We start from the raw sequence: 18,352 nt of genomic DNA on the forward strand, positions 1-18,352 counted from the left end.
GGCCCTCGGGCGGCGCCCTCAGGCCGGGTCGGTCTCCCGCTGAACGGCCGCCGCCCGGTGCGCGGCCGGGCGCGTGGCCGCGTCGAGGGCGAGGTAGTCCGCGTACAGGGCGTCGTAGCGCTCCGCGTGCGCGGGGTCGGGCTCGAGGGTCGTCGTGAGGGGGTTCCAGGCGGCGATGTCGACGTCCGCGACGGTGCGGGCGGCGAGGAGGGCGCCGCCCAGACAGGCGCCGGCGGTGCTCCGCCCCAGCGTCTGCGGCAGGCCCGTGACGTCGGTGACGATGCGCGGCCACAGGTCGCTCTGCGACCCGCCGCCCACCGCGACGCCCCGCTCCACCCGCGCGCCGGCGTCGGCCATCAGCTCGAGGTGCCGGCGCACGCTGAACGCCGTCGCCTCCAGGGCGGCGCGGTACACGTCGCCACGGCCGTGGTCGAGGGTGAGGCCCAGCAGCACGCCGCGCGCGTCCGGGTCGTGCAGGGGCGACCGCTCCCCGGCGAAGTACGGGAGCATGAGCAGGCCGTGGCTGCCCGGCGGCGACGCGGCGGCCTCGGCCACCAGGTCGGCGAAGTCCGGTCCGCCGAACAGCCGGCGCAGCCACGAGGTGACCGCCCCGCTGGTCGCGGTGCCGCCGGTGAGGTCGAACTCGCCCGGGCGCAGCCCCGCCGTGGTCCAGAGGCGCTCGTGCACGAGGGGCCGGGAGCCGCGGGCGATCATGAACAGCGTCGTCCCGTACATCAGCGCGAGGTCGCCGGGGCCGGTCGGCGCGCTCGCGGCCTCCGCCCAGGCGTCCGTCGTCCCGGCGACCACGGGGATGCCGGCGGGCAGCCCGGTGCGGGCGGCGGCGTCCGCGGTGACGTGCCCGGCGACGTCGCCCGGCCAGGCGAGCGGCGGCAGCTCGACCCCGCCGCGCAGCAGCCCGGACCACTCGTCGTGCCAGGCCGCGGCCCGCAGGTCGTACATCGGGTCCACCTGGCTGGCCGAGGTGTGGTCCAGGCAGTACCGCCCGGTGAGGTTCCACACGAGCCACGACGCGGGCATGAACAGGCGGCGCGCCCGGGCCCAGACGTCGGGCTCGTGCTCGGCGACCCAGGCGAGCTTCGGCCCGGCCGCCTGGCTGGTCAGGCGGGATCCGGTGACGCGCAGGACCTCGTCGGCCCCGAGCTCGGCCTCGAGGCGGGTGATCTGCGCGCCGGCGCGGGTGTCGACGCCGTAGAGGATCGCGGGCCGCAGCGGCGTGCCGGCGGCGTCGGTGAGCAGGACGCACGGGCCCATCCCGCTGAGGCCGACGGCGCGCACGGCGACGTCGTCGACCTGCCGGAGCAGGTCGCGGACCAGGTCGACGCACTCGGACCACCAGAGGGCGGCGTCCATCTCGACGTGTCCCGGGTGCGGGCGCGTGGGCTCGTGCGTGATCGCGGCGCGCGCGAGCTCGGTGCCGTCGAGCGCCACGAGGACACCTTTCGAGCTCGAGGTGCCGATGTCGACCCCGACGGTGGCGTCGACCGTCATGAGGCGGGGGCGTCGTGCCGGTCGAGGAGGGCGAGCACGGCGCGCGCCGTCTCGGCGTCGGTGACGAGGGACCGGACGAGCCCGGCGCGCACCGCGCCCAGGATGCTGGGCGCCTTCTCGGCGCCGACGGCGACGCCGACGGACCGGTCGAGGCCCTGCAGGAGCTCGCGGGGGGTGCGCACCATGCGGTCGCTGCCGGGGAACTCGATGGCGCGGCCCTGGGCGTCGAAGAAGTTGAGGCACACGTCGCCGACCGCGTCGCGGAAGGTCGAGGCGTCGGTGGGGATGAAGCGCGAGATCGAGTTCCGCGTCGCCGTGGGGGCGCCGATGCCCACGACGGCGGCGCGGGCGCCGTTCCACAGGCCGAGGACGTGCTGGAAGGCGGGGTCGACGTCGAGGGAGCGCCGCATCGAGGCCGTCGGGACGGCCTCGGTGAACAGGAACGACGGGAACGCGCCGGTGCTCGACGCGGCGAGCCGCGCGATCTCGTTCGTCTGGTACCAGGCCTCGGGCTCGCGGAGGCCGCCGACGGTCGGCACCACCTGGACGCCCGTCATGCGGGGGAGCGGCTCGCGGACGACCTCGTAGATCGTGCGGCCGGACGACAGCAGGAGCACGTCCCCGGCGGCGAGCGACATCTCCTCGAGCTCGGCGCCGACGGCGGGGGCGAGGTCCGGCCCGAGCCGGCTGGGGTGCACGGGGGGCACGACGCGGGCGTGGTCGAGCCCGAGCGCGTCGCGCAGCCGGGCGGCGAGCACGTCCCGCTCGTCGGAGCGCGGGTCGACGACCTCGATGCGCACGATGCCGAGCCGGCGGGCCTCCGACAGCAGCCGGCTGACCGTGGGGCGGGACACGCGCAGCCGCTCGGCCACGCCAGCCTGCGTGGCGCCGTCGACGTAGTACATCCGGGCCGCCTGGTAGGCGACGTCGGGGGAGAACTGCTGCCTGGTCCCCGGCTCGGTCGCGTCGTCGCGCTCGTTCACGGTGCTCCTCGGGTTCACGGGACGGGATGCGCCCCCGATTCTGCCTTCTTCACCTCGACACTTGCGTTGACATCTGTTCAACACATATGTTCAGGGCAGTCGGGCGTCCATCGCGACGCCGCCCCTGCGCCAACGGAGGTCAGAACCGTGTCACTCGTCAAGAACGCCGAGATCCCCGCCACGATGCGTGCCGTCGTCGTGCACGGCCCGGAGGACTACCGCCTCGAGACCGTCCCCGTCCCCGTGCCCGGCCCGGGCGAGCTCCTGCTGAAGGTCGACGCCGTCGGCGTCTGCGCGAGCGACCTGAAGTGCTACCACGGCGCCGCGAAGTTCTGGGGCGACGAGCACCGCCCCGCCTGGGCCGAGAAGGGGCGCACGCCCGGCCACGAGTTCGCCGGCACCGTCGTCGCGGCCGGCGATCAGGCCGCCCTCGACAAGCGCGGCGCGGCGCTGGGCGACCGGCTCGCCTGCGAGCAGATCGTGCCCTGCTGGGAGTGCCGCTACTGCCTGCGCGGCGCCTACTGGATGTGCGGCCCCCACGACATGTTCGGCTTCAAGGGCTTCGACGGCGCCATGGCCGAGTACGTGCTCGTCCCCGAGCGCGCCCTCGTCCACCAGGTGAGCACCGGCATCGCGCCGCAGCACGCCGCCTTCGCCGAGCCGCTGTCCTGCTCCATGCACGCCGTGGAGCGCGGGAACATCCAGCTCGACGACGTCGTCGTGGTGGCCGGCGCCGGCCCGATCGGCCTGGGCGCCATCGCCGGCGCCCGGCAGAAGAACCCCTACCTCGTCGTCGCGCTCGACATGAGCGACGCCAAGCTCGAGCTCGCCCGCAAGGCCGGCGCCGACCTCACGATCAACATCACGACCGACGACGCCGTCGCCCGCGTCAAGGAGCTCACCGACGGCTACGGCGCCGACGTCTACATCGAGGCCACCGGGCACCCGTCCGCCGTCTCCCAGGGCCTCGACATGCTCCGCAAGCTCGGCACCTTCGTCGAGTACTCCGTGTTCAAGGACGACGTCACCGTCGACTGGTCGATCATCTCCGACGACAAGGAGCTCGACGTCCTCGGCGCGCACCTCGGCCCCCACTGCTGGCGGCCCGCGATCAAGCTCATCGAGTCCGGCACGCTGCCGCTCGAGGAGGTCTGCACCCACCAGTTTCCGCTGGACCGCTTCCAGGACGCCCTCGACCTCGTGGGCGACTCCGCCGGCGGGTCCGTGAAGGTCTCGATCGTCCCCTCGCTCGTCTGACCCGCCCGACCGACCGTTCGAAGGAGAACCATGTCCTCGACCACGACGCGCGACGACGCGACGTCGCCGGCCGTTCCGTCCAGCACCGACTCCCGCCTCGAGCGGATGGGCATCCCGCGCACCGTCGCGTGGGGCTACCTCGGCGTCCTGCTGTTCATGACCGGGGTCGGTGTCGACTCCAACTTCATCACCCCCCACCTGGTGGAGGCGCTCGGCAGCCCTGAGGCGACCGTCGCCACCATCATCACCGCCTACAGCCTCACCGTGCTCGTGGGCAGCTACCTCTCCGGGGCGCTCGCGGACCTCATCGGCCCCCGCCGGGTCATGCTTCTCGGGTTCGCGGTCTGGGTGGTGTTCCAGGCCGTCTTCCTGCTCGCCCTCGACAGCGGCAGCTTCTGGTTCACCGCGGTCAGCTACGCGATCCGCGGCTTCGGCTACCCGCTGTTCGCCTTCGGCTTCCTCGTGTGGGTGAACGTCGCCACGCGCCCCGAGCGCAACGGCTCGGCCGTCGGCTGGTTCTACGTCGCCTTCACCGGCGGCCTGCCGACCCTCGGCTCGCTCTTCGCCATCGGGGCCATCCCGACGTTCGGCGGCGGGTTCGCCGGCGAGACCGGCGCGATGTGGGCGTCGCTGCTGCCCGTGACCCTCGGCTTCCTCGTCGCCTGGATCGGGGTCCGCGACCCGCGCGGGTCCCGGCGCATCGCCCCCGAGGGCGACTCCGCGTCGGCGGTGATGCTGTCCGGGCTGGCGCTCACCGTCCGCAGCCCCAAGGTCCTCATGGGCTTCCTGGTGCGCCTCATCAACACCGCGCCCCAGTACGGCATGTTCATCGTCCTGCCCGCGATCATCGCGGACGACCGGGGGTGGGGACAGGCTCGCTGGCTGACCATGACCGTGCTCGTGTACGCCACCAACATCGGCGTCAACGCCCTGTTCGGGTGGATCGGCGACCGCATCGGCTGGCAGCGCACCGTCAAGTGGTTCGGCGTCTTCGGCTCGTCCCTCGGCCTGCTGGCCTGGTGGTACGTGCCGCAGCTCGTGCCCTACGGCTCCGACTGGGGCTTCTGGGTCGCCACCGCGGCCGGCTGCGTCTTCGGCTGCCTGCTCGCCGGCTTCGTGCCGATGGGCGCGATCATGCCCGCCCTGGCCCCCGAGCGGAAGGGCGCCGCCATGGCCATGTACACCACCGCCGCGGGCGGGGCCGCCTTCCTGGGCTCCGCGGTCGTCGCCCTCGGCTACGCCGTCGGCTTCGGCGGCCAGGGCATCGTCTGGATGTTCGTCGCCCTGTATGCCGCGGCGTTCGTCATGGTCGGCCGCCTCACCGTCGACCAGCCGGGCCACCCCGCCCCGGTGCCCGCCCCGGCCGTCGACGCCGCCCGCTGACCCGCCCGGGGGCCGGCCCGCCCCCGCCAGAACGAGAAGGACGCTGACATGACGACGATCTTCGACGACCCGGACGAGTTCGCCGACGACCAGCTCGCCGGATTCCTGGACCTCTACGCGGACCGGCTGCGCGGCGTGCCCGGCGGCGTGGTGACGCTGTCCGACGGCGAGCCGAAGGTCGCCGTCGTCATCGGCGGCGGCTCCGGCCACTACCCGGCGTTCTGCGGCACCGTCGGCCCCGGGCTGGCTGCCGGTGCGGTGGTCGGCAACATCTTCACCTCGCCGTCCGCGGCCCAGGCCTACTCGGTCGCCAAGGCCGCCGACCAGGGTCGGGGCGTGGTGCTCAGCTTCGGCAACTACGCCGGGGACATCATGAACTTCGGCATCGCCGCCGAGCGCCTGCGCAAGGAGGGGATCGACACCCGGATCGTCGTCGTCACCGACGACGTCGCCTCCGCGGACGAGCCCGACCGGCGCCGGGGCATCGCGGGGGACTTCTCGGTCTTCAAGGCGATGGGCGCGGCGGCCGCCGCCGGCCACGGCATCGACGACGTCGAGCGCGTGGGCCGCGCCGCCAACGCGGCCACCCGCTCCCTCGGCGTCGCCTTCTCCGGCTGCACGATGCCCGGCGCGGACGCGCCGCTGTTCGAGGTCCCCGCCGGGCACCTCGGCCTCGGGCTCGGCATCCACGGCGAGCCCGGTATCGAGGACGTCCCGCTGCTGCCCGCGGAGAAGCTCGCCGGCCTGCTCGTGGACAGGCTCCTCGCCGCCGCCCCCGACCCGGCGCCCTCGGCGCGCGTGGCGCCGATCGTCAACGGGCTCGGCACCACCAAGTACGAGGAGCTCTTCCTGCTGTGGCGCCACGTGTCGGCGCTGCTGCGCGAGCGCGGGTACACCCTCGTGGAGCCCGAAGTCGGCGAGCTCGTCACGAGCCTCGACATGGGCGGCGCCTCCCTGACGCTGCAGTGGCTGGACGACGAGCTCGAGGAGTACTGGCGCGCCGACGCCTACACCCCGGCGTACCGCAAGGTCCGCGCGCCGCTCGACCGGCTCGACGCGTCGGCGCCGGACCGCGCCGCCGAGACCGGCGACGACGAGCCCGCGCCACCGGCCACCACGGCGTCCCGGGAGGCAGCGGCCGAGGCTGCCCGCGCCGTGCGCGCCGTGCGGGACCTCCTCGCCGAGCACGAGGAGGAGCTCGGGCACATCGACGCGGTCGCCGGCGACGGCGACCACGGGCGCGGCATGCTCAAGGGGGCGAACGCCGCCCTGCGGCGCGTCGACGAGCTGCCGCCCGGGGCGGGGGTCGCGTGGCTGCTGGCCCGCGCCGGCCGCGCCTGGGCCGAGCACGCCGGCGGGACGTCGGGCGTGCTGTGGGGCGCCGCGCTCGAGGCCGCCGGCGCCTCGCTCGGCGACGACCGCGACGCCTACACGCCCGCGCACGTCGCCGACGCCGTCGACGCGTTCGCGGAGTCGGTGCAGGACCTCGGCCGCGCGAGCGCGGGGGACAAGACCCTCCTGGACGCGCTGCTGCCGTTCGCCGCCGCGTTCCGCGAGCAGGTCTCCGCGGGCGCCGGCACCGCCGAGGCCTGGGCCGCCGCGGCCGAGACGGCGAGCCAGGGGGCCCGGGACACGGCCGGCCTGCGGCCCCGTGTCGGCCGGGCCCGGCCCCTGGCCGAGAAGTCCGTCGGCACCCCCGACGCCGGCGCGACGTCGTTCGCGCTCGTCGTCACCCGCGTCGGCGACCTGCTCACCGGCCGCTGACCGCCACCACCCGGGCCGGTGCGCCGGCCCCCAGGACGTCGCCCGTCGCCGGCGGGCGGAGAGGAGCACGCATGACCACCACACCGGACAGCACGCCGTACCGGCCCCTGCGTCTCGTCGTCGGGTCCGACGACGCCGGGTACGCCCTCAAGTCCCTCCTCGCGGACGACCTGCGCGCCGACGCGCGCGTCGCCGGGGTGACGGACGTGGGTGTCGACGCCGACGGCCACACCGCCTACCCGCACGTCGCCGTCCGTGCCGCCCGCCTCGTCGTGGATGGCGAGGCCGACCGGGCGCTGCTCGTGTGCGGCACCGGGCTCGGCGTCGCCATCGCCGCCAACAAGGTGCCCGGCATCCGCGCCGTGACCGCGCACGACTCCTACTCCGTGGAGCGCTCCGTGCTGAGCAACGACGCGCAGGTGCTGTGCCTGGGCCAGCGCGTCGTGGGCACCGAGCTCGCGCGGCGCCTCGTGCGCGAGTGGCTCGGCTACGAGTTCGACCCGGCGAGCGCGTCGGCGGCCAAGGTGGACGCGATCTGCGGGTACGAGGTCGCCTGAGGCCGGGGCCGCTGTGCCATCATGGGAGACGTGACACGCCACGACCGCCGGTTGACCGGGCCCGCCACGGGCCTGGTCACGGCCGCGCACGCGCGCTGAGCGCGGTCGGCGTCCTTCGTCGGCCACGCCGACCTGACCGGCCCGGGCGGGCACATACACTGACCCCGCCGCCATCGGCTCCCAGGGCCCATCTCAGGAAGGCACGCATGTCCACGCCCACGTCAGACTCCGGCGTCGACCCCCTCGACGTCACCGCTCTCGACGCCGCCGTCGACGCGGCGCTCGCCGCCGCGGAGGCCGCGAGCGACCTCGACGAGCTCAAGGCCGTCCGGGTCGCGCACACCGGCGACAAGAGCCCGCTCGCGCTCGCGAACCGCGCCATCGGCGGCCTGCCCGGCGCCGACAAGGCCGCCGCGGGCAAGAACGTCGGCCCCCGCCGCGGCCGCGTCGCCCAGGCGCTCGCCGCCCGACAGGCTGAGCTCGAGGCCGAGCGCGACGCCCGCGTCCTCGTGACCGAGGCGGTCGACGTGACGCTCCCGCCCGAGCGCCGGCCCGCCGGTGCCCGCCACCCCATCGAGCTCGTGCAGGAGCGCGTCGCCGACTTCTTCGTCGGGATGGGCTGGGAGATCGCCGACGGCCCCGAGGTCGAGGCGGAGTGGTTCAACTTCGACGCGCTCAACTTCGACCCGGACCACCCGGCGCGGCAGATGCAGGACACCTTCTACGTCGAGGGGGAGGGCGGCAAGCCGTCCAACCTCGTGCTGCGCACGCACACCTCCCCGGTGCAGTCCCGCTCGCTGCTGGAGCGCGGCGTGCCGCTGTACGTCGCGTGCCCGGGCAAGGTGTTCCGCACCGACGCGCTCGACGCGACCCACACGCCCGTGTTCCACCAGGTCGAGGGCCTCGCGGTCGACAAGGGCCTGACGATGGCGAACCTCGTCGGCACCCTCGACGCGTTCGCGCGCGCCATGTTCGGGCCCGAGGCGAAGACGCGGCTGCGCCCCAGCTTCTTCCCCTTCACCGAGCCGAGCGCCGAGATGGACCTGTGGTTCCCGCAGAAGAAGGGCGGCGCGGGCTGGATCGAGTGGGGCGGATGCGGCATGGTCAACCCCAACGTGCTGCGCGCGGCGGGGATCGACCCCGAGGAGTACTCCGGCTTCGCCTTCGGGATGGGGATCGAGCGCACGCTGATGCTGCGGCACTCGATCGCGGACATGCACGACATCGTGGAGGGCGACGTGCGCTTCTCCACCCAGTTCGGGACGGAGATCTGATGCCCCGCATCGTCACTGACTGGCTCGCGGAGCACGTGGAGCTGCCGGCCGACCTCACCGCGGAGCGGCTCGCCGCCGACCTGGTGCGCGTCGGGCTCGAGGAGGAGGAGATCCACCCGGCCGCCGTCACCGGCCCCCTCGTCGTGGGTCGCGTGCTGGCGCTGACGCCCGAGCCGCAGAAGAACGGCAAGACGATCAACTGGTGCCTGGTCGACGTCGGCCCGGATCACAACGCCACGCAGATCAAGGGCGTCGACGATGCCGACGTGCCCGCCGGCGGCGCGCGCGGCATCGTCTGCGGCGCGCACAACTTCGGCGTCGGGGACCTCGTCGTCGTGTCGCTGCCCGGCACCGTGCTGCCCGGCGGGTTCGCCATCGCCTCGCGCAAGACGTACGGGCACGTCTCCGACGGCATGATCTGCTCGGTGCGCGAGCTCGGCATCGGCGAGGACCACGACGGCATCCTCGTGCTCACCCGCGCGGGCTTCGACGCCGCCGACCTCACCCCCGGGCAGGACGCGGTCGCGCTGCTCGGCCTGGGCGACGAGGTGCTCGAGATCAACGTCACGCCCGACCGCGGCTACGCGTTCAGCTACCGCGGCGTGGCCCGCGAGTACGCGCACTCCACCGGGGCGCGGTTCACCGACCCCGCGCTGGTGGCGAACCTGCCGGCGGCCACCTCCGACGGGTTCGCCGTCGAGGTCGACGACGCCGCGCCCATCCACGGCAACGTCGGCTGCGACCGGTTCGTCACCCGCATCGTGCGCGGCATCGACCCCGCCGCGCCGACACCGCCGTGGATGAAGCGCCGGCTCGAGGGCTCGGGCATGCGGTCCATCTCCCTCGCGGTCGACGTCACCAACTACGTGATGCTCGACCTCGGCCAGCCCATCCACGCCTACGACCTGGCGCGGGTCGCCGCGCCGATCGTCGTCCGTCGCGCGGCGGCGGGGGAGCGGCTGACGACGCTGGACGACGTCGACCGCGCCCTGGACGCCGAGGACCTGCTCATCACCGACTCGCCCGCCGGCGAGCGCGGCGTCCGGGTGCTCGGCCTGGCCGGCGTCATGGGCGGACAGTCGTCCGAGGTGTCGGGCGAGACGACGGACGTGCTCGTCGAGGCCGCGCACTTCGACCCCGTCACCGTGGCCCGCACCGCCCGCCGCCACCGCCTGCCGTCCGAGGCGGCCAAGCGGTTCGAGCGCGGCGTGGACCCGCGCCTGCCGGCCGTGGCCGCGCAGCGCGTGGTGGACCTGCTCGTCGAGCTCGGCGGCGGCACCGCGGACGACGCCGTGAGCGACCTCGACGCGACGACGGCGCCCACGCCCGTGACGCTCGACGCCACGCTGCCCACGCGCCTGTCCGGGGTGGAGTACGACCGCGCCACCGTGGTGCGGATCCTGGAGCAGATCGGGTGCGTCGTCGAGGGCGACGACCCGCTGCGCGTGACGCCGCCGTCGTGGCGCCCCGACCTCACCGAGCCGGCGGCGCTGGTCGAGGAGGTCGTGCGGATCGACGGGTACGACCGGATCCCGTCGGTGCTGCCGGCGGCGCCCGGCGGCCGCGGGCTGACGGCCCAGCAGCGGACCCGCCGGTCGGTCGCCCGCGCGCTGGCCGAGGCGGGGTTCGTCGAGGTCCTGTCCTACCCGTTCGTCGGCACCGCGGACCTGGACGCCCTCGGCCTGCCCGCCGACGACGTGCGGCGCACGACGCTGCGGCTGGCGAACCCGCTGGCGGACGACCGCCCGTTCCTGCGGGCCGAGCTGCTCACCACGCTGCTGGAGGTCGCGCGGCGCAACACGGCGCGCGGCCTCGGCGACGTGGCCGTCTTCGAGCTCGGCCTCGTCACCCGCCCGGTCCCGGGCGCGCCGGCGGCTCCGCAGCTCCCGGTGGGCGTCCGCCCGTCCGACGACGACCTGGCCGCGCTGCACGCCGCGGTGCCGGACCAGCCGCGGCACGTCGCCGGTGTGATCGCCGGGTCGCCGGAGCGCGCCGGCTGGTGGGGCCCGGGGCGGCCGGCCGACTGGGCCGACGCGGTGGCGGCGGCCCGCCTGGTGGCCGAGCGCGTCGGCGTCGAGGTGGCGGTGCGCGCCGACGCCGAGACCATGCCGTGGCACCCGGGCCGGTGCGCGGCCGTGGTGGTCGCGGGCGGCGACGCCGACGGCACCGTCGTGGGTCACGCGGGGGAGCTGCACCCGAAGGTGGTCGAGTCGCTGGGCCTGCCCGCCCGCGCGGTCGCCTTCGAGCTCGACCTGTCCGCGCTGGTCGCGGCAGCGGACCCGGAGCCGGTCCAGGCGCGCCCCGTCTCCGCCTTCCCGGCGGCCAAGGAGGACTTCGCGCTCGTCGTGGACGCGTCGGTGCCCGCCGCGGACGTGCGAGCGGCCGTCGTCGCCGGGGCCGGGGAGCTGCTGGAGGAGGCGACGCTCTTCGACGTCTTCACGGGGGCCCAGGTCGGTGAGGGCAAGAAGTCGCTCGCGTACTCGGTGCGGCTGCGGGCCGCCGACCGCACCCTCACGGCGGACGACGTCCGCGCGGTGCGCGACGGCGTCGTGGCCGCCACCGCCGAGCGGGTGGGGGCGGTGCTGCGTGGCTGAGCAGGTCGCCGCCGCCCGGACCGACGGTGTTCCTCCCGCCCGCACCGCCCTGGTCACGGGCGCGAGCCGCGGCATCGGCCGCGAGGTCGCGCTCGGGCTCGCCCGGGCGGGGCTCGACGTCGCGCTGCTGGCCCGCGACGCGGACCGGCTGGCCGAGGTCGCCGGCGAGGTCCGCGGCCTCGGCCGCACCGCCGTCGCCCTGTCGTGCGACGTCACCGACCCGGCGGCCGTGGCCGACGCCGTGGCCCGCGCCGAGAGCGAGCTCGGGTCGGTCGACCTGCTGGTCAACAACGCGGGCCGGATCGACACCGAGGTCCCGCTGTGGGAGGCCGACCCGGACGAGTGGTGGTCGGTGCTGGAGACGAACGTGCGCGGGCCGTTCCTGCTCGCCCGGCACGTCGTGCCGGGCATGCTCGCGCGCGGCGGCGGGCGCGTCGTCGATCTCAACAGCGGCGCGGGCTCGCACGACAACGGCCGCGCGAGCGCCTACAACCTGAGCAAGACGGCGCTGATGCGCCTCGGCGCCGGGCTGCACCTCGCCGGGCACGACCGCGGGCTGCGGGTGCTCGAGGTGGCCCCGGGCGTGGTGCGCACCGACATGACCGCCGCGATGCGCGCCCACGAGGGCCGCACCGAGTGGACCCCGGTCGAGCGGACCGTCGACCTCGTGGCCGCGTTCGCGGCCGGCGGCCTCGACGCCTGCTCGGGCTGGTTCGTCCGCGCGTCGCACGACACGCCGGAGTCGCTCGCGGCCCTGGCCGCCGAGGCGACTGCCCCGGCCGCCCGGCGGCTGCGCGTGCAGCCGGCCGCGGACGACGACCCGCTCGGTACGGCCCTCACCGGCCGCTGACCCGTCGCGAGGGGCGCGTCCGGCACCCGGGCGCGCCCCTCGGCCGTCACCGGCGCTCGTCGCGCCAGCGCACCCACCGCTCCACGAGGGACAGGTCGTAGCCCGGCCCGCTCGACCCGATCGTGAAGAGCGTGGCCCCGGCGTCGACCAGTGCCTGGCCGACCTCCTCGGGCGGCGCCGAGACGCCGACCGACCGTTCGACGAGCGCGGCGGTGTCGCGGCCGACGGCGGCCCCGTGCTCGTCGAGGATCGCGGACTTGCGCGTCAGGGTGTCGACGTCGCCGAACGAGTGCCAGACGTCGGCGTGCTCCGCGACCAGGCGCAGGGTCTTGCGCTCGCCCCCGCCGCCGATCATGACGGGGATCCGCCGCGTGGGGGCGGGGTTGCCCTCCGCCAGCCGGTGCCGGATGCGGGGGAGCGCCTGGGCGAGGTCCGCGATGCGCGAGCCCGCGGTGCCGAACTCGTACCCGAACCGCTCGTAGTCCTTGGCGAACCAGCCCGCCCCGATCCCGAGGATCAGCCGGCCGCCGGAGATGTGGTCGACCGTGCGGGCCATGTCCGCCAGGAGGTCCGGGTTGCGGTAGGAGTTGCAGGTGACCAGGGCGCCGATCTCGACGCGCTCGGTCTGCTCGGCCCAGGCGCCGAGCATCGTCCAGCACTCGAAGTGCTTGCCGTCGGGGTCCCCGCTCAGCGGGTAGAAGTGGTCCCAGTTGAAGACGACGTCGACCCCGGCGTCCTCGGCGCGGCGGACGGCGTCGCGGAGCTGGTGGTAGTCGGCGTGCTGCGGCTGGAGCTGGACGGCGATCCTGACGTCTCGGGCGGGGGTGTCGCTCATGGCGCCCACCCTAGGCCGCGGCACGACCTCGCGGATCGGGTCAGGCCCGCGTGGCGACCGCGAAGACGCGGCGGAACGCGAGCGGTGTGCCGTAGGCCCGGCGCGGGTACGCCTCGCGCAGGGCGGCACCGTACTCGGCGTCGAACCGGGCTCGCAGGTCCGTGCCGTGGGTGGCGTCGTGGGCGTCGAGGGCGTGCAGCACGGGCTGCGCCCCGGTCGCGGAGATCCACCGCAGGACGGGGTCGTCGCCGTCGAGCACGTGGGTGTAGGTCGTCTCCCAGACGTCGACCTGCCGGCCGGGGCGGGCGAGGAGGTCGAGGTACTCGCCGGGGTCGCCCACCGCCCGGCGCTCCACCGTCCCCACGGCCGCGGCGTAGGGCTCGCGCGCGGCCACCTCGCGCAGGAGCCGGTGGCTGGGAGCGTCGTGGTTGCCCGGCACGGAGAACGCGAACGTCGTGCCGGCCAGGTCGGCCAGCGCCGGCAGCAGGTCGCGGTGGCCGGGCACCCACTGGAAGGTGGCGTTGCTGATGACCAGGTCCGCGCGCGCCGGGACACCCGCCGGCGCCCGCCCCACGGCGACGTCGCGCACGTCGCCCAGCACGTACCGGCCGTCGGGGTCGGCGGCCCGCGCCCGCTCGACCATCGCGGGCGAGGCGTCGAGGCCGACGACGTCGGCGTCCGGCCAGCGGTCGCGGAGCAGCGCGGTGAGGTGCCCGGGCCCGCAGCCGAGGTCGAGCACGGTGGCGGGCGCGGCGGGCACGCGGGCGAGGAGCTCGGCGAACGGGCGGGAGCGCTCGTCGGTGTAGCGCAGGTAGGCGGTGGGGGACCAGTCGGCCACGGGAATTCCTCTCGACGTCGAGTATCTCGACATCAAGATACATCGTGGCCGGTCGCGCTACGGCACGAGGAGCACCTTGCCCGTCGTCGCGCGGCCCTCGAGCGCCGCGTGCGCGGCGGCGGCGTCGGCCAGCGGGTAGGTGGCACCCACGCGGACGTCGAGGTCGCCCGCGGCGGCGGAGCCCAGCACCTCGCCAGCGCGCCACTCGAGCTCGCCGCGCGTGGCCGTGTAGTGCGCGAGCGTCGGGCGCGTGAGGAACAGCGACCCCGCCTTGTTCAGCCGCTGCGGGTCGAACGGCGGCACCTGGCCCGACGCCCCGCCGAACAGCACGAGCGTGCCGCGCGGGCGCAGCGAGGCCAGCGACGCCTCGAACGTCGCCCGCCCCACGCCGTCGTACACCACGTGCACGCCGGCGCCGTCGGTGAGCTCGCGCACGACGGCGGGCAGCTCCGTCGTGACGTCGTCCATCGCGGCGTAGTCCACGGTGTGGGCGGCGCCCGCCGCTGAGGACAGGGCCGCCTTCTCGGCCGAGGAGACCGTGGTGACCACCCGGCCACCGCGGGCCACGGCGAGCTGGGTCGCGAGCAGACCCACCCCGCCCGCGCCCGCGGTGAGGAGGACGTCGTGCCCGGGCCCGACATCGAACGTCGAGGCCACGAGGTAGTGCGCCGTCATGCCCTGCAGCGGCAGCGCCGCCGCGGTCGTCAGGTCGAGCCCGTCCGGCACACGCACGGCGTGCGCGGCCGGGACCACCGCGAGCTCGGCGTAGGAGCCCGGCGCCTCCGCCCACGCGACCCGGTCGCCGACGGCGACCGTGCCGACCCCGGGGCCGAGCGCCTCGACCGTGCCCGCGCCCTCGACCCCGACCACGTGCGGGTAGTCCATCGGGTAGACGCCGGCGCGCCGGTAGGTGTCGATGAAGTTGACCCCTGCCGCCGCGACGCGGACGAGGAGCTCGCCCGGGCCGGGAGCGGGGTCGGGCTGCTCGGTGTGGGCCAGGACCTCGGGACCGCCCGCCTCGCGGGCCACGACTGCGTGCATGGGTCCGAGCCTACGGCCCGGGCCGCGGTCGACGGCCGGGTGTCCCGGTGGCCGTGCGACGAGGTCACGCCGGTGGCACGGTAGGGCCGATGACACGAGTCTGGGACCGGTTCCCGCCCCACGTGCTGCGCGACCAGGTGCTGCTCGCCGACGGGCGGCGCGGGGCGCTGTGCGGGCCGCGGGGAGACCTGACCTGGCTGTGCGCGCCGGCCTGGGACTCGCCCCCGGTGTTCTCGGGTCTCGTCGGCGGCGCGGGCGTGTACGCCGTGACGCCGCGCGAGCCGTACGTCTGGGGCGGCTGGTACGAGCCGCACTCGCTCGTGTGGCACCACCGGTGGGTGACGCCGGAGGCCGAGGTGGAGTGCCTCGACGCGCTCGGGTTCCCGGGCGAGGCGGACCGGGTCGTCCTCCTCCGCCGGGTCATGGCCTCCGAGGTCCCCGCCCGGGTCGAGGTCGTCCTCGACGTGCGCGCCGAGTTCGGGCGCCGGCGGATGGTCGGGCTGCACCGCGGGGACGACGGCACGTGGACCGGGCACAGCGGAGGGCTGGACTTCCGGTGGTCCGGCGCGGCCGGTGCCGTGCACCGCGCGGAGGGGCTGGTGCTGCACGAGACCGTGCAGCCCGGCCGGCACCTCGACCTCGTCCTGGAGATCGGGCGCCTCGGCGACCGTCCCGTCGATCCCGACGAGGCGTGGCCCTCGGTCCGCGCGGCCTGGACGCGGGAGGCCCCGGACCTCGGGGAGACCGTCGCGCCGCGCGACGCCGGCCACGCGACCGCCGTCCTGCGCGGCCTCACCGAGCCGGGCGGGGGGATGGTCGCCGCGGCCTCCCTGGGCCTGCCCGAGCGGGCGCGGGCCGGGCGCAACTACGACTACCGCTACGTGTGGCTGCGCGACCAGGCCTACGCCGGGCAGGCCGCCGCCGTGGCGGGGCCGCTGTCGCTCCTCGACGACGCCGTGGCGTTCGCGACGGCGCGGCTGCTGGAGCACGGCCCCGGGCTCGCCCCCGCGTACCGCACCGACGGAAGCCCCGTGCCGGACGAGCACGAGCCGCCCGGCGTGGACCTGCCCGGCTACCCCGGGGGCAGGGTCGTGGTGGGCAACCACGTCAACGACCAGTTCCAGCTCGACACGCTCGGCGAGGTCCTCCAGCTGTTCGCGGCGGCCGCGCGTCGGGACCGGTGGCACGCCGAGACGGAGCGGGCCGCGCGGATCGCCGTCGAGGGGATCGAGCGGCGGTGGGACGCGCCGGAGGCCGGCATCTGGGAGCTCGACGACCGCTGGTGGACGCAGTCCCGGCTCGCCTGCGTGGCGGGGCTGCGGTCCCTCGCCCGGCACGTCCCGGCGCGGGACGCCGGCCGGCTGGGGGCGCTGGCCGACCGGGTGCTGGCCGCGACGTCCGCCCGCTGCCTCGACCCGGACGGCACCTGGCGTCGTGCGCCCGACCTGCCGGGCCCGGACGCGTCGACGGTGCTGTCGCCCGTGCGCGGGGCGCTGCCCGCGGAGGACCCGCGCACGCGCGCCACGCTGCGTCGCGTGCGCGACGAGCTCACCGAGGACGGCTACGTATACCGCTTCCGCCCCTCGGACCGCGCCCTCGGCGAGGACGAGGGGGCGTTCCTGCTGTGCGGGTTCGCCCTGGCGACCGCGTACCACCACCAGGGGGAGGCCGTGGCCGCGGCGAGGTGGTTCGAGCGCACCCGCGCCGCGTGCGGCCCGCCCGGCCTGCTCGCGGAGGAGTTCGACGTGTCCGAGCGTCAGCTGCGCGGCAACCTGCCGCAGGCGTTCGTGCACGCGATGCTGCTGGAGACGTCGGCGCGGCTCGCCGCCGACCCCGGCGGCGCGACGGTCTGACCGGCGGCCGGCGAGGCCGCACGCCGACGGAAGGAGCAGACATGGGCCGGCACCAGCACGCGCGGACGATCGTGGTCACCGGGGCCTCCGCCGGGATCGGACGCGCGGCCGCGCGCGCGTTCGCGGACCGGGGCGACCGGGTCGCCCTGCTCGCGCGCGGCACCGTGGGCCTGGACGCGGCGGCACGAGACGTCGCGGACCGGGGCGGCACGCCGCTCGCCGTCGAGGTGGACGTCGCCGACGCGGCCGCCGTCGAGGCCGCGGCGGACCGGGTCGAGGACGCCCTCGGCCCGATCGACGTGTGGGTGAACGTGGCGTTCACCTCCGTCTTCGCGCCGTTCGGCGAGATCGCTGCGGACGAGTTCGAGCGCGTCACCCGTGTCGCGTACCTGGGCTACGTGCACGGCACGATGGCCGCGCTGCGCAGGATGCGGCCCCGCGGCGCCGGTGCGGTGGTGCAGGTCGGCTCGGCGCTCGCCTACCGCGGCGTGCCCCTGCAGAGCGCCTACTGCGGCGCGAAGCACGCCATCCAGGGCTTCACGGAGTCCCTGCGGTGCGAGCTCCTGCACGAGCGCAGCGGCGTGCACGTGACCATGGTGCAGATGCCGGCCGTCAACACCCCGCAGTTCTCCTGGGTGCTCTCGCGCCTGCCGCGCCACGCCCAGCCCGTCCCGCCGATCTACCAGCCGGAGGTGGCCGCGGACGCCGTGCTGCACGCCGCCGACCACCCCGAGCGGCGCGAGTACTGGGTGGGGGCCTCCACCGTGGGCACGCTCGTCGCGAACGCCCTCGCGCCGGGGCTGCTCGACCGCTACCTGGCCCGGACCGGGTACGACGCCCAGCAGGCCTCCGCCCCCCGCCGGCCCGACCGGCCCGTGAACCTGTGGGAGCCGGCGGACGGGCCGGCCGGCCACGACTACGGGGCGCACGGCGTCTTCGACGACCGCTCCCGCACCCGCGCCCCGCAGGTGTGGGCGTCGCGGCACCACGCCGCCCTCGGTGCCCTCGCGGGAGCGGTCGCGGGGCTCGGTGTGGGCGTCGCGGCGTGGCGGCGCGCCGCGGCCGGGTAGCGTGCCGCTCGTGACCACGACGAGGCCCGCGACCTCCTTGACGATCCGCCCCGCGACCGATGACGACTGGCCCCTCCTGTGGCCGGTCGTGGAGGCCGTGGTGCGCGAGGGAGAGACGTACGTGTACCCCCTCGACCTGACGAGCGACCAGGCGCGTGAGGTCTGGATGGAGCGCCCGCCGGGGGCCACCGTCGTCGCCGAGTCCGCGGACGGCACCGTCCTCGGCACGGCCAAGATGGGCCCGAACCGCCCCGGCCACGGGGACCACGTCGGCACCGCCTCCTTCATGGTGGCGCCCGCGGCGCGCGGGCTCGGGGTGGGCCGCGCCCTGGGCGAGCGCGTCGTCGCCTGGCACCGGGAGCGGGGCTTCCACGGCATCCAGTTCAACGCCGTGGTGGAGTCGAACGCGCCGGCCGTCCGGTTGTGGCGGTCGCTGGGGTTCGCCATCATCGGCACCGTGCCGGGCGCGTTCCGGTCGCCGGCGCACGGCTACGTGGGGCTGCACGTGATGTACCTCGACCTAACCTGAGTCGGCATGTGCGGC

Annotated in this window: 15 protein-coding genes; 10 read left to right on the top strand and 5 right to left on the bottom strand. The window is 75.8% G+C overall.

The features are described 5' to 3' along the window. Nucleotides 1-18: 18 nt before the first annotated feature. Both EYB28_RS09435 and EYB28_RS09440 read right to left on the bottom strand, forming a co-directional pair. Entirely contained in the window at nucleotides 19-1,509 is a 1,491-nt protein-coding gene (locus tag EYB28_RS09435; protein WP_166847037.1) for an FGGY-family carbohydrate kinase, read from the bottom strand. Beyond that, entirely contained in the window at nucleotides 1,506-2,492 is a 987-nt protein-coding gene (locus EYB28_RS09440) for a sugar-binding transcriptional regulator (protein ID WP_205710881.1), read from the bottom strand. The genes EYB28_RS09435 and EYB28_RS09440 overlap by 4 nt, the downstream gene beginning before the upstream one ends. Before the next feature lie 147 nt (nucleotides 2,493-2,639). Between EYB28_RS09440 and EYB28_RS09445 the strand changes: the two genes are divergently transcribed. The 7 genes from EYB28_RS09445 to EYB28_RS09475 all read left to right on the top strand — a co-directional run bounded on the left by EYB28_RS09445 (nucleotide 2,640) and on the right by EYB28_RS09475 (nucleotide 12,171). Next, nucleotides 2,640-3,749, top strand: coding sequence for a zinc-binding dehydrogenase (locus tag EYB28_RS09445; RefSeq protein WP_370459461.1), 1,110 nt, complete (start codon nucleotides 2,640-2,642; stop codon nucleotides 3,747-3,749). Nucleotides 3,750-3,779: 30 nt separating this feature from the next. Next, the gene (locus EYB28_RS09450; protein ID WP_240930473.1) at nucleotides 3,780-5,132 is read left to right on the top strand and encodes an MFS transporter; all 1,353 of its coding nucleotides are present in this window, start codon (nucleotides 3,780-3,782) and stop codon (nucleotides 5,130-5,132) included. A gap of 48 nt (nucleotides 5,133-5,180) precedes the next feature. Beyond that, nucleotides 5,181-6,896 carry a dihydroxyacetone kinase family protein gene (locus EYB28_RS09455; RefSeq protein ID WP_166847038.1) on the top strand — a complete coding sequence of 572 codons (1,716 nt, stop codon included), beginning with the start codon at nucleotides 5,181-5,183 and terminating at the stop codon, nucleotides 6,894-6,896. Between the two features lie 71 nt (nucleotides 6,897-6,967). Continuing rightward, nucleotides 6,968-7,453 (top strand): ribose-5-phosphate isomerase, encoded by a 486-nt coding sequence (locus EYB28_RS09460; protein WP_166847041.1) that lies wholly within the window; start codon nucleotides 6,968-6,970, stop codon nucleotides 7,451-7,453. Nucleotides 7,454-7,659: 206 nt separating this feature from the next. Next, nucleotides 7,660-8,727, top strand: coding sequence for a phenylalanine--tRNA ligase subunit alpha (gene pheS / locus EYB28_RS09465; protein WP_166847044.1), 1,068 nt, complete (start codon nucleotides 7,660-7,662; stop codon nucleotides 8,725-8,727). Next, nucleotides 8,727-11,321, top strand: a complete 2,595-nt coding sequence (gene pheT / locus EYB28_RS09470; protein WP_166847047.1) for a phenylalanine--tRNA ligase subunit beta — start codon at nucleotides 8,727-8,729, stop codon at nucleotides 11,319-11,321. Before pheS ends, pheT begins: the two co-directional genes overlap by 1 nt. Further along, nucleotides 11,314-12,171, top strand: a complete 858-nt coding sequence (locus EYB28_RS09475; protein WP_166847050.1) for an SDR family NAD(P)-dependent oxidoreductase — start codon at nucleotides 11,314-11,316, stop codon at nucleotides 12,169-12,171. Before pheT ends, EYB28_RS09475 begins: the two co-directional genes overlap by 8 nt. 46 nt (nucleotides 12,172-12,217) lie before the next feature. Here the strand turns inward: EYB28_RS09475 and EYB28_RS09480 are convergent, their stop codons facing one another. The 3 genes from EYB28_RS09480 to EYB28_RS09490 are packed head-to-tail and all read right to left on the bottom strand — an operon-like array spanning nucleotide 12,218 to nucleotide 14,885. Next, a complete protein-coding gene (locus EYB28_RS09480; protein WP_166847052.1) occupies nucleotides 12,218-13,006 on the bottom strand; it encodes an LLM class F420-dependent oxidoreductase in 789 nt (262 codons plus the stop codon). A 40-nt stretch (nucleotides 13,007-13,046) separates the two neighbouring features. Beyond that, on the bottom strand, nucleotides 13,047-13,844 hold the full coding sequence (locus EYB28_RS09485; protein ID WP_205710882.1) for a methyltransferase domain-containing protein: 798 nt from the start codon (nucleotides 13,842-13,844) through the stop codon (nucleotides 13,047-13,049). A 57-nt stretch (nucleotides 13,845-13,901) separates the two neighbouring features. Continuing rightward, on the bottom strand, nucleotides 13,902-14,885 hold the full coding sequence (locus EYB28_RS09490; RefSeq protein ID WP_166847054.1) for a quinone oxidoreductase: 984 nt from the start codon (nucleotides 14,883-14,885) through the stop codon (nucleotides 13,902-13,904). Between the two features lie 89 nt (nucleotides 14,886-14,974). On the opposite strand from EYB28_RS09490, the gene EYB28_RS09495 reads away from it, so the two are divergent. From EYB28_RS09495 to EYB28_RS09505, 3 genes are read left to right on the top strand one after another with little or no spacing between them, the layout of a single operon-like run. Next, the gene (locus EYB28_RS09495) at nucleotides 14,975-16,738 is read left to right on the top strand and encodes a glycoside hydrolase family 15 protein (RefSeq protein WP_166847056.1); all 1,764 of its coding nucleotides are present in this window, start codon (nucleotides 14,975-14,977) and stop codon (nucleotides 16,736-16,738) included. Between the two features lie 41 nt (nucleotides 16,739-16,779). Further along, entirely contained in the window at nucleotides 16,780-17,808 is a 1,029-nt protein-coding gene (locus EYB28_RS09500; RefSeq protein ID WP_166847058.1) for an SDR family oxidoreductase, read from the top strand. Nucleotides 17,809-17,818: 10 nt separating this feature from the next. Then, entirely contained in the window at nucleotides 17,819-18,337 is a 519-nt protein-coding gene (locus EYB28_RS09505; RefSeq protein WP_240930474.1) for a GNAT family N-acetyltransferase, read from the top strand. Nucleotides 18,338-18,352: the final 15 nt, after the last annotated feature.

Source organism: Isoptericola sp. BMS4, assembly GCF_011634835.1.
In the GTDB taxonomy this organism is placed as follows: domain Bacteria; phylum Actinomycetota; class Actinomycetes; order Actinomycetales; family Cellulomonadaceae; genus Isoptericola.